Below are 11,335 nucleotides of genomic sequence, written 5' to 3' on the forward strand. Positions count from 1 at the left end.
CCGCCATCCGTGCAACCCTTTTATTTCGCTAACCTTTTGATTTACAAGAGGTTTTGCTTAAGGACTGCGCCGGAAGTGGTGCGCATTATAGGAGCTTGAAAATCAACGTCAACCGTTTATTTCCACTTAGGCCAGATTTGGCTGGCTGCCCCTCCTATGTCTGCCACGGTGGCGATCTGCTATTCAGAACAGCGCCAATGTATAGCTGAGGATTAACCGGTTCTCATCAATGTCACTGCGGTAGTTAGAGCGTGCTGCAACATTGCGGATACGAATGCCGACGTTCCTCAACAGACCGCTTTGAATCGTATAGCTGACGTCCAGGTCGCGTTCATGAGCGGTACCCTCGAAGCCCCGATTCGTATCGACGTTATCGCTCGAGATATAACGCACCGTTGCAACCAGGCCCGGAACGCCGACCGCGGCGAAATCGTAGTCGTACCGCGCCTGCCAGGAACGCTCATCCTTTTCGGCGAACTCGTAGGTTGGCACCTCGTTGCCGAGCGGCGTTACGTTGGCGAAAACCCGTGGAAAAGCGCTGTCCCCGAACATCGCCTGGTAGCCGACATAGAATGTGTGGCCGCCTTGCCTGGCAGATAACAGCGAATAGAACGCCCGATTATCAATCTCTCCCACGAGCTTGCTGCCATCTTCCTGCGAGTCATAGAAGCCCAGGTTGGCGCCAAGCGTCCACCTGCCCAGTGGCTCGCTGTGCTTCAGACCGAGGAGGCGCTGGTTATATATGTCTTCAAGCTGAGCGTACCAGGCACTCAGCGACGTTCGCTTGGCATTCAACGCATAATCGCCGCCAGCATAGTTGAATGCATCGCTGAACCCCGCTTGCGGCGTGCGGCCCAGCATCGCACGCATCCGGTCATCACCCGCTTCATTGCGAAGGCTGGTCGAGCGCAGGTGTCCACCATGCAAGGTAAGACCGGCGATCTCGTTGGAAACGAAACTGACGCCCTGATAAGTAGGCGGTAGCAGGCGAATGTCGCTGAAGGTCAACACCGGGAGATTTGGCTGTAGCTCGCCGATCCGCAATTCAGTGCTCGAGACTCGCATTTTCAGCGCAGCACCCAGGCGGCTGTAATCATCCGCTCCCCGGCCATCATCGGCCACCGGCAAGAGCCCCGCCCCCGCCCGATCAGGACTGCTGTCGAGCTTTACTCCCAGCATCCCGATTGCATCGACGCCTACCCCAACCGCGCCGTGGGTATAGCCGGACTTGAAGTTGAGAATGAATCCCTGCCCCACTCCTCCGCCTTCGACTGCTGATTTGGCCCCTCGATATCCGAGAAGTCGCGGCTGAAGTAGTAGTTGCGTGCCTGTAGCGTGGCAGTCGCATCCTCGATGAACCCACCGGCCTCGGCATGCACGTACGGCACGGCGGAAGCGGCAGCAATGGTCAGAGCAACTCTCGAGATTGATCGTTTCTGCATGGTATTCGTCTCTTGTTGTTGTTTTCTGGATGCACGCAGCCACCTCTCCGGCGTGGTGCCGGGGAGAACTACGTGTTGGGTTACTCGGTTGTCGCGCCGCGAAAATCGAGGTCAGCGGGCCGGCTGTCGCTCCTCCGCGGGATTTGCCGCTACGGGGCGAAGCGTCAAGAAGAGATGGGCAGCAATGCCGAAGATCAGCCCCCAGAACGCCGCGGACAGGTCGAGGAACGGCATACCGGATGCCGTCACCAGAAAGGTGATCAAGGCAGCCTCACGGTCTGCGGGCATTGCCATCGCGGCACTCAGCGCGCCGCCAATTGCGGCCAGTAGTGCCAGACCGGCCAGGGCTGCGATCAGAGCCGGGGGAAACGCGGTGAAGATGGAGACCAGCGTCGCGCCGAATACCCCGAGCAGCAGATAGAAGACACCGCCCGATACGCCCGCAACGTAACGCTTCGCCGGATTCTCGTGAGCTTCCCGGCCCGTGCAGATCGCCGCTGTGATTGCAGCGAGGTTCAGTCCGTGGCAACCGAAGGGCGCCAGCAGCAACGAACCCAATGCGCTGCTGCTGATCAACGGGCTGGCCGGCGTGCTGTAGCCGTCGTTGCGCAGAACAGCCATGCCCGGAACGAATTGCCCGGTCAGCGCCACCATCACCAGCGGAAAGGCGATATTCAGCATCACCTGCCAACTGAACTCGGGGGCGATCCAAGTCGGCGTCGCCAAGCCGATCACCAGGGCCTCGCTTTGCAATTCGCCAGAGGCGACGGTGATCGTTACGCCGACAACCAGCACCGCGAGCACCGCGTAGCGAGGCAAGGCACGCTTGAACGCCAGATAGGTGGCGAACATCGCCAGCACCAGCCAGGGCTGTTCCTTTATGGAGATGAACAGGCCAGTCCCGAAGCGGAACAGGATCCCCGCGAGCATGCCTGCGGCAATCGCGGCCGGCAGGCGGTTGATGATGCGGTCGAATGCACCTGATAGGCCAACCAACAGCACCACCACGCTGGTGACGACATAGGCGCCGACTGCCTCATTCAGCGTGATGTCGGGCAGCATGGTGACCAGCAGCGCCGAGCCCGGCGCGGACCAGGCAATGATGATCGGCACTTTGTAGCGCAGGCTTAGCAGAATGCCGAGCACGCCGCTGCCGATGGAGATCGTCCAGACCCATGACGACAGTACGTCTTGGGGCAACCCACCCGCCTTGGCTGCCTGGAAGATGATCACCAGGGGACCGGCGTACGAGATCACCGTCGCGATGAATCCCGCGACCACGGCAGAAAGCGAACAGTCTCTGAGTAGCGTCTTCATGAAGCCTCGCAAGTCAGGCTTGGCTATCCGTGACAGTGTCCGGACGGCTCTTGTTGTAGGTGTATCGTTTCAGTGGCTCGACAACGCAGCGGGACACGCCGCACCGCATTAATTGTTGGCGCGGCAGAGCCATCCGTGGCTGGCGCCGACATGCCTGCCTTACGCCTCCTGCAAAGCCCGCGGACGCGAGCTGCGCTGTTCGGCCTTCGGCGCGGGCGCTTTCTGCAGCTGGAAGTCGAAGTCGACCTCGGCGAAGCGGCCTTGCACACCGCGGCTGCGTGCGGCTTCGGCGTCATCGATGAAGTGAATGTCACCGACCAGCCCGTCGCGAGTTGCGTAAGCGAAGTCGTCCCACAAGTACTTGTCGCCGGCCAGGTTGATCTGGGTAGTCAGATGGCGATAGCCCGGCGCGGAGATGAAGAAATGGATGTGCGCCGGACGCTGGCCGTGGCGACCGAGGGTGTCGAGCACCTCCTGGGTCGGACCGTCGGGCGAGCAGCCATAGCCGGAAGGCACGATGCTGCGCGCGCGGTAACAGCCGTTCTCGTCGGTGACGATGCGGCGACGCAGGTTGTAGTCGGACTGGCTCTTGTCGAAGTAGGAATAGTTACCCTTGGTGTTGGCGTGCCACAGGTCGACTACCGCACCGGCAAGTGGCTTGCCGTCCGGGCCGGTGACGCGACCCTGCAGGAACATCGTCGTGGCAACATCATCCTCGCTGCCGTCGTCCATGCGTGTCACGCCCTGAGCGATCGGCGCGCCGGCCACATACAGCGGGCCTTCGATAGTACGCGGCGTACCGCCAGTCAGGCCCTGCTGTTGGTCCTTGGCATCCTCCAGCAAATCGAGAAAATGCTCCAGACCGAGACCAGCGACCAGCAGCCCTGCCTCGTGGCGGCCGCCCAGACGATTCAGGTAGTCCACCGCTTTCCAGAACTCATCTTGGGTGATTTCCAGATCCTCGATAATCTTCGCGGTATCGATCAGGATGCGGTTGACCACCGTCTTCATGCGGCGGCTGCCTTCGTCATTGTTGAAGCCGCTGGCTTCCTTGAAGAATTTCTGGATTTCCGGGGAATGGGAGATTTTCACAGTCATGGCTCAGGCCTCGTTTTGTAGTTGTGGTGACGCGGGTTGATTAGCCGGCGCACACCGGCCTTTTTCAGGTTCGATCAGCTGTCGTCTTCACGAACCGAGGACGGATGCCGGCACAGCGGATTGACCTCGATCTCCATGTAGGGGAACAGCGGCAGCTGCATCAGGGTGTCGTGCAGTTCCTGAACGCTGGCCACATCGAACACGCTGTAGTTGGCGTACTGGCCGGCGATGCGCCAGAGGTGCCGCCACTTGCCTTCACGCATCAGGCCCTGAGCCAGTTCCTTCTCGTCAGCCTTCAGCTTGAACGCCTTGCCGGGGTCCATATCGACGGGCAGTTTTACGATCATCTTTACGTGGAACAGCATCAGTTCAGCCTCCGGTTACGTGCGACTGAAGAACGCCAGGCGCTCTTCGTCGAGGGTCAGGCCAAGGCCCGGCGTGCGCGGCACTTCCAGATGGAAGTCGCGGTAGACCGGCGGCTCGGCGACGATTTCTTCGGTGAGCAGCAGCGGGCCGAACAGTTCGGTGCCCCAGGTCAACTTATTGAGGGTGACGAAGGCATGCGCCGAGGCCAGGGTGCCGATGGCGCCTTCGAGCATAGTGCCGCCATACAGCGCGATACCGGCTGCCTCGGCCATCTGCGCAGTGCGCAATACGGCACGCGGGCCGCCGTTCTTGGCGATCTTCAGGGCGAAGATGCTTGCGGCGCCGTCGGCGGCCAGGCTGAAGGCATCTTCGACGCTCTCGATGGATTCGTCGGCCATGATCGGTGCCGGGCTGCGCTGGTTCAGGCGAATCTGCCCGCCGCGGTTGATCCGCGAGATCGGCTGTTCGATCAGGTCGATACCGTTGTCGCCGAGGATGCGGCAGGCACGCAGCGCCACCGACTCGTCCCATGCCTGATTGACATCGACGCGCACACTGGCGCGCTCGCCAAGGGCCTGCTTGATGGCGATGACGTGCTTGAGGTCGGCATTCACTTCGCCAGCGCCGATCTTCAGCTTGAAGACGCGGTGACGGCGGATATCGAGCATGCGCTCGGCCTCCTCAATGTCTCTCGCTGTATCACCGCTGGCCAGCGTCCAGGCGACTTCCAGGCTGTCGCGCACGCGGCCGCCGAGCAGCTCGCTGACCGGCAGCCCGAGGCGCTTGCCCTGGGCGTCGAGCAGCGCGCTTTCCAGGCCGGACTTGGCGAAGGTGTTGCCCTTCGCCGCCTTGTCCAGCCGCAGCATCGCGGCGTTGATATTCGCCGCATCCTGCCCCACCAGCAGCGGGCCGAGGTGGCTGTCGATGTTCTGCTTGATGCTCTCCGGGCTTTCGTTGCCATAGGCCAGACCACCGATGGTGGTGGATTCGCCGATGCCTTCGATACCGTCACTGCAACGCACGCGAATGATCACCAGCGTCTGTTGCTGCATGGTGTGCATCGCCAGTTTGTGCGGGCGGATGGTCGGCAGGTCGACGACGATTGCCTGGATGCTTTCGATCAGGATGGGGCTCATATCGATTTCCGATTTACCAATGTCAGGGTTCACGCCTTGGCCGCCGACAGCACGACTGGTGCGGCTTCCGGGCTGCGCTTGCTGGAGATGGCGAAGGCGGTCATGGCCAGTGCGGCGACGACGCCCGGCACGGCGAAGGCCATGAAGTTGAGCTGCAGCGGCAGGTTGATGCCCAGCAGCGCACCACCCAGCAGCGGGCCGACGATGGCGCCGTTGCGGCCGATTCCCGAGGCCCAGCCAAGCCCGGTGGAGCGGATCGACAAGCCATAGAACTGTGCAGCGGTCGCGTACAGCAGGATCTGCGTGCCGATCACCGTGGCGCCCGCGATGAAGATCAGGGTGTACAGCACCGGCATCGGCGTCTTGAAGCCCAGCAGGCTGATCGAGGCCACCGACACGGCGAAGAACACCACCACTACCTTGGACAGGTTGTAGCGATCGCCCAGCCAGCCTCCGAGAATCGCGCCAGCCATCCCCCCGAAATTCAGCGCCAACAGGAACGACAGGCTGGAGCCCAGGCTGTAACCGGCGTTGGCCATCAGTTTCGGCAGCCAAGAGCCCAGCGCGTAGACCATCAGCAGGCAGCAGAAGAACGCCAGCCACAGGGAGAAGGTGCGCACGCCACGGCCGTCGCGAAACAGCTCCAGCACCGAAGCGCTCTTGCCCTTCACGTCGGTCATCACCAGCTCATCGTTCGCTGTCAGCTGGCGACTTGGGTCGACCTTGTTCAGCAACGCCCTGGCCTGCTCACCGCGGCCCTGGCGGACGAGGAAACCCACCGACTCCGGCAGATACCAGAGGATCACCGGCAACAACAGCAGCGGCACCGCGGCGGCGAAGAACATCGCTTCCCAGCCGAAGCGCGGCAGCATGTAGATTCCGAGGCCGGCCGACAGCATGCCGCCCAGCGAGTAGCCGCTGAACATGACCGCCACCAGCGTGCTACGCAGTTTCTTCGGCGCGTATTCGTTCATCAGCGCCACCACATTGGGCATCAACCCGCCGCAGCCGAGGCCGGCGAGAAAGCGGAAGATGCCGAACTCGATCGGTGTGCTGGCGAAGCCATTGAGCACGGTGGCGCCGCTGAACAGTACGAAGCAGATGGCAATGCCTTTCTTGCGACCGATGCGGTCAGCCAGGGTGCCGAAGACCAACGCGCCGAACATCATCCCGAACAGCGCGTAACTACCCAGCGCACCAGCTTCCAGGGGGGGCAGCCCCCATTCCTTCATGATCACCGGCAGCACTACGCCATAGATGAACAGGTCGTAGCCGTCGAAGATCAGCAGCAGTGCGCAGAGGCACACGACGAGCCAATGGAAGCGGCTGAAGCGCGCGTTATCGATGATTTCGTGAACATCTACTTTTCGCATGGCAAGACTCTCTATTGATTTTGTTAGTCGCGGGCGGCCGCAGCGGTGAATCACAGCGCCGCCGAGGTGCCTTGGCGTTGTCCGGTCAGGCCGGTCTATGTGATTCAGCCGAGATCGCCACCACCCACCGGCAGGGTCACGCCGGTGATGTAGGACGCGTCGTCCGATGCCAGGAAAAGGATCGCGCCGGCCTGCTCGTCGATCGTCCCGTAGCGCTTCATCAGCGATGAATCGACGGTCTGATCGACGATCTGCTGGTACCAGAGCTTTTCCTGCTCAGTCTGCTCGGCACTGTTGCGCGGAATACGCCGCGGCGGCGCCTCGGTGCCGCCCGGCGCGGTGGCGTTGACGCGAATGCCGCGCTCGGCGTTCTCGAAGGCCAGGCACGCAGTCAGCGCATTCACCCCGCCCTTGGCCGCGCCATAGGGCACGCGATTCAGGCTGCGCGTGGCAATCGAAGAGACGTTGACAATGGCGCCCGCGCCCTGCTCCAGCATGTGCGGCAGCGCGGCGTGACAACACCACAGCGTGGGGAACAGCGAGCGGCGCACTTCGGCCTCGATCTCGTGTTCCTGGTAATGCTCGAAGGGCTTGGCCCAGATGGTGCCGCCGACGTTGTTGACCAAGATATCGAGGCGGCCGAAGCGCGCCTTCGCCGCGTTCATGACGCGATGGCAGTCGGCAAATTGCTCGAGATCGGCGGTGAGCGTCAGCACCTCGACGCCCGTCGCCCCCAGCTCATCGGCCAGTTCGTGGACCAGTTCGGAACGGTCGACCAGAATCAGCCATCCACCCTCTTCGCCCATGCGCTCGGCCACACGCCGGCCGATGCCCTGGGCCGCGCCGGTGATGACGGCGACCTTGTTCTGAAAACGTGTGTTCATCTACCCAACCTCTGGAATGGCGAGGAATTCAATGGTCAATGCGGCGCAGTTGCCCACCCTACGGTTGGCTGTCAGGCGCTGGCGGCAAACTTCTCGTAGTAGAAATTCGCAGGCTCCAGCCCTTGCTCACGGATGAAGCCGCTGACCGCCTCGACCATCGGAGGCGGGCCGCAGAGGTAGATGTCCACTTCACCGTCGTTGAGGTGCCTGGGCTCGATGTGCTGGGTCACGTAGCCCTTCTGCGGATAGGCGCTGTCCGGGCTGGCGACGCAGGCGCTGTAGGTGAAGTTGGGGATGCGCGCAGCGAAGGCCTCGAGCTTCTCCATCTCCACCAGATCGTGATCGTGGGTGACGCCGTAGATCAGGTGCAGCGGATGCTCGCTACCCTGCTCGGCGATCTTCTCCAGCATTGCGGTGAACGGCGCGAGGCCGGTGCCGCCGGCCAGCAATAACAATGGCCGCTTGATTTCGCGCAGATAGAAGGCGCCGAGCGGCCCGGCCAGATTGACGCTGTCGCCAGCCTTGGCAAGGTTCGTCAGGAAGCTGCTCATCAGCCCGCCCGGCACGTTGCGGATCAGGAAGCTGACTTCGCCATCCTTTTGCAGCGAGCTGAAGGAATAGGCGCGGGTCTGATCGCTGCCAGGCACCTGCAGATTGACGTACTGCCCGGGCAGGAACGCCAGTTGGTTCAGAGATTCGCCCTTGATCGACAGCGCAATGGTGCTCTCGGAGAGCTGGCGCACATTGCTGATCGCAGCCTGGTAGTTGGCCTGCTGGGTCTTGCAGATGTCAGAAGCGGCCGGCACGCGAATCACGCAGTCGCTTTCGGCGAGCATCTGGCAGGTCAGCACGTAACCCTGCTCCGCTTCGGCTTCGCTCAGCGCGTCCTCGATGTACTCCTCGCCGAGGTCGTAGCGACCGCTTTCGGCGAAACACTTGCAGGCTCCGCAGGCACCGTCCCGGCAATCCAGCGGCACGTTGATGCCTTGGCGGTAGGCGGCATCGGCGACGGTTTCGCCTAAGTTGGCGTCGATGAAACGGGTGACGCCGTCTTCGAAGTTCAATGCGATCTTGTGAGTCATGGCGGCGCCCTCAGAGGTGGTACACGTCGATCATCTGGCGGATGTAGTCGTTCTTCAGCACGACCTTCTTGGCCTTGATCAGCGGGTTCTCGCCGCGCGTATCAAGGGTGTAGAAGCTGGTGCCGTAGAAGTGGTCGACCGTCTTGTAGCGAAAGCTCATCGTGTGCCAGTTGAAGCGCAGCTTGCAGACGCCGTCGGCCTGCTCGAGCAACTCGAGGTTGCTGATGTTGTGGCTCGTCCGGGTGTCCGGAATGGTTGCGCTGGAGCGCTCGGTGCGGATGCGGAACACCCGGTCTTCGAGGCCGCTGCGGTTGCCGTACCAGATCAGCGAAATTTCGCTCATCGGGTCCTGGGTCAGCTGGTCGCGGTCATCCCAGGCCGGCATCCAGAAGGTGGCGTCCGGCGCATAGAGTTCGAGCCAGGCGTCCCAGTCCTTGTCATCCAGATAGCGCGCTTCGCGGTAGAGGAAGTCGCGCGCGGTTTCGTAGGAGAGAGTCATCACGCGCCCTCCACGTGGATCAGCTGGTCCTGCTCTTGCTGCGCCGCCTTGATCATCTGCTGCTGCCAGTAGTGGTGCTGCAGCACGAACAGGCCTTCATCCTCGGTGCGCACGCCGCTCATCAGCGGATGCAGGTCGATCTCCTGCGCGCCTTCGTCGGCGCCATCGATCCAGTGCTTGGCACCGCGGGACATGTCGTTCCATTCCATCGCCCGGCCGGCAAAGCCCTGCTGACAGGCGCGGAACTCTTCGAGGTCATCCGGCGTGGCCATGCCGCTGACGTTGAAGAAGTCTTCGTACTGGCGGATGCGGCGGGCGCGGGCTTCGGCGCTCTCGCCCTTGGGTGCGATGCAGTAGATGGTGACTTCGGTCTTGTCGACGGAGATCGGCTTGGCGATGCGCAGCTGCGAGCCGAACTGGTCCATCAGATACAGGTTCGGGTAGAGGCAGAGGTTGCGCGAGTTCTCGATCATCCAGTCGGTGCGAGCCTGGCCGACCTCGGCGATCATCTCGTCACGGCGCGCATACAGCGGACGGTCTTCCGGGTTGTCCCAGCGGGTCCAGAGCAGCAGGTGGCCGTTCTCGAACGAGTAGAAGCCACCGCCCTTCTTGCCCCAGCCGCCGGCGCTCATCGCGCGGATGTCGTCACCGGCCTCTTTCAGCTTTCGCTGCTGCTGGGTGGCGGCGTAGTTCCAGTGCACGGCGGTGACGTGGTAGCCGTCAGCGCCGTTTTCGGCCTGCAGCTTCCAGTTGCCCTCATAGACATAGGTGGACGAGCCGCGTAGCACTTCGATGCCGTCCGGCGACTGGTCGACCACCATATCGATGATCTTCTTCGATTCGCCGAGGAAGTCCTCCAGTGGCGCCACGTCCTCACGCAGGCTGCCGAACAGGAAGCCGCGATAGGACTCGAAGCGGGCGACCTTCTTCAGGTCGTGGGAGCCGTCGCAGTTGAAGCTATCCGGGTAGCCAGCTTCCTTCGGGTCTTTGACCTTCAGCAGCTTGCCCGAGTTATTGAACGTCCAGCCATGGAATGTGACAGGTATAGGTCGCTTTGTTGCCGCTCTTGAAGCGGCACAGCATGGCACCGCGATGACTGCAGGCATTGATGAAGGCGTTTAGCTCGCCATCCTTGTTGCGGGCGATGAAGATCGGCTGACGGCCCATCTGGGTGGTGTAGTAGTCGTTCTTCTCGGGGATCTGGCTCTCGTGAGCGAGGTACAGCCAGTTGCCCTCGAAGATGTGTTTCATCTCCAGATCGAACAACCGAGGGTCGGTGAACATCTCGCGCTTGCAGCGAAAGACGCCCTTCTCTTTATCTTCTTCTAGCAGCGAATCAAGGTAGTCGAATCCCAGGGACATGGCCGGGGCCTCCATTGTTATTGTGTCTACGTGATGAAGGCTACGGCGCGGGAGACGGCATCAATATCCATTTTCTGCAGGACCTCTATCCGTTTTCTGCAAAGCGCAAGCGGACAGATTGACGCAGGCACGCAGGACGCCGCCCGTGCGTCACGCGGGGGTGACGAGCAGCGAATGCGCAGTGGCAAGAAAGGAAAAAAGAGCCGCTTCCGTCGGACCGGCAGCGACTCAAGGGGACTCAGTGATGGCGGCGCAACGTATCCGAAGGTAGCTCGCCGAAGGTGCTCTTGTAGCTTTCCGAGAAGCGCCCCAGGTGCATGAAGCCGTAGTCCATGGCGATTTCGGTGATATTGCGCACCTTGGCCGAAGGATCGCTTAGCCGGCCATGGATCTGCTCCAGCTTGCGCTGGCGGATATAGGACTTCGGTGTAGTGGTCTACTGATTCCGGACACCCATTTAGGGCGAGAATGCTCGCCATAGAGAGGTGTCTGATGACCAAGCAACGTCGTTCCTTTACGCCCGAGTTCAAACGAGAGGCCGCCTGCCTGGTGCTCGATCAGGGCTACAGCCATATCGAAGCAGCTCGTTCACTGGGAGTGGTTGAGTCGGCCCTGCGCCGATGGGTAAAACAGCTTCAAGAGGAGCGCGAGGGCGTTACCCCGAAGAGCAAAGCACTGACGCCCGAACAGCAGAAAATCCAGGAGCTGGAAGCCAGGATCGACCGACTGGAACGGGAGAAAGCGATCCTAAAAAAGGCTACCGCTCTCTTGATGTC

The 11,335-nt window shown here is 61.7% G+C and carries 9 protein-coding genes and 3 pseudogenes; 1 reads left to right on the plus strand and 11 read right to left on the minus strand.

Features of this window, described 5'->3' with window-relative positions:
- Positions 1-183: 183 nt before the first annotated feature.
- The 11 genes and pseudogenes from BM275_RS21660 to BM275_RS21710 form a co-directional block, all read right to left on the minus strand.
- Positions 184-1,442, minus strand: a pseudogene (locus BM275_RS21660) (OprD family porin).
- A gap of 111 nt (positions 1,443-1,553) precedes the next feature.
- Positions 1,554-2,759, minus strand: coding sequence for a benzoate/H(+) symporter BenE family transporter (locus BM275_RS21665; RefSeq protein WP_090523537.1), 1,206 nt, complete (start codon positions 2,757-2,759; stop codon positions 1,554-1,556).
- 159 nt (positions 2,760-2,918) lie between these two features.
- Positions 2,919-3,857, minus strand: coding sequence for a catechol 1,2-dioxygenase (gene catA, locus BM275_RS21670; protein WP_090523539.1), 939 nt, complete (start codon positions 3,855-3,857; stop codon positions 2,919-2,921).
- 74 nt (positions 3,858-3,931) lie between these two features.
- The gene (gene catC / locus BM275_RS21675; RefSeq protein WP_090523541.1) at positions 3,932-4,222 is read right to left on the minus strand and encodes a muconolactone Delta-isomerase; all 291 of its coding nucleotides are present in this window, start codon (positions 4,220-4,222) and stop codon (positions 3,932-3,934) included.
- A gap of 15 nt (positions 4,223-4,237) precedes the next feature.
- Complete coding sequence (locus BM275_RS21680) at positions 4,238-5,359, minus strand: muconate cycloisomerase family protein (RefSeq protein WP_090523544.1); 1,122 nt, start codon at positions 5,357-5,359, stop codon at positions 4,238-4,240.
- Between the two features lie 29 nt (positions 5,360-5,388).
- Positions 5,389-6,732, minus strand: coding sequence for an MFS transporter (locus tag BM275_RS21685; protein WP_090523547.1), 1,344 nt, complete (start codon positions 6,730-6,732; stop codon positions 5,389-5,391).
- A gap of 104 nt (positions 6,733-6,836) precedes the next feature.
- On the minus strand, positions 6,837-7,616 hold the full coding sequence (locus tag BM275_RS21690) for a 1,6-dihydroxycyclohexa-2,4-diene-1-carboxylate dehydrogenase (protein WP_090523549.1): 780 nt from the start codon (positions 7,614-7,616) through the stop codon (positions 6,837-6,839).
- A 71-nt stretch (positions 7,617-7,687) separates the two neighbouring features.
- The gene (gene benC, locus BM275_RS21695; protein WP_090523552.1) at positions 7,688-8,698 is read right to left on the minus strand and encodes a benzoate 1,2-dioxygenase electron transfer component BenC; all 1,011 of its coding nucleotides are present in this window, start codon (positions 8,696-8,698) and stop codon (positions 7,688-7,690) included.
- Between the two features lie 10 nt (positions 8,699-8,708).
- A complete protein-coding gene (gene benB / locus BM275_RS21700; RefSeq protein ID WP_073299683.1) occupies positions 8,709-9,197 on the minus strand; it encodes a benzoate 1,2-dioxygenase small subunit in 489 nt (162 codons plus the stop codon).
- A pseudogene (gene benA, locus BM275_RS21705) lies at positions 9,197-10,559 on the minus strand (benzoate 1,2-dioxygenase large subunit). The gene benB and the pseudogene benA overlap by 1 nt, the downstream one beginning before the upstream one ends.
- Before the next feature lie 238 nt (positions 10,560-10,797).
- Positions 10,798-10,992, minus strand: a pseudogene (locus tag BM275_RS21710) (helix-turn-helix domain-containing protein); the annotation flags it as partial.
- A 59-nt stretch (positions 10,993-11,051) separates the two neighbouring features.
- Between BM275_RS21710 and BM275_RS21715 the strand changes: the two are divergent.
- Positions 11,052-11,335: transposase (locus BM275_RS21715; RefSeq protein WP_139229596.1), on the plus strand; the 284-nt coding region annotated here is incomplete at its 3' end.

Origin of the sequence: Stutzerimonas kunmingensis (genome assembly GCF_900114065.1) — a bacterium.
Lineage (GTDB): Bacteria > Pseudomonadota > Gammaproteobacteria > Pseudomonadales > Pseudomonadaceae > Stutzerimonas > Stutzerimonas kunmingensis.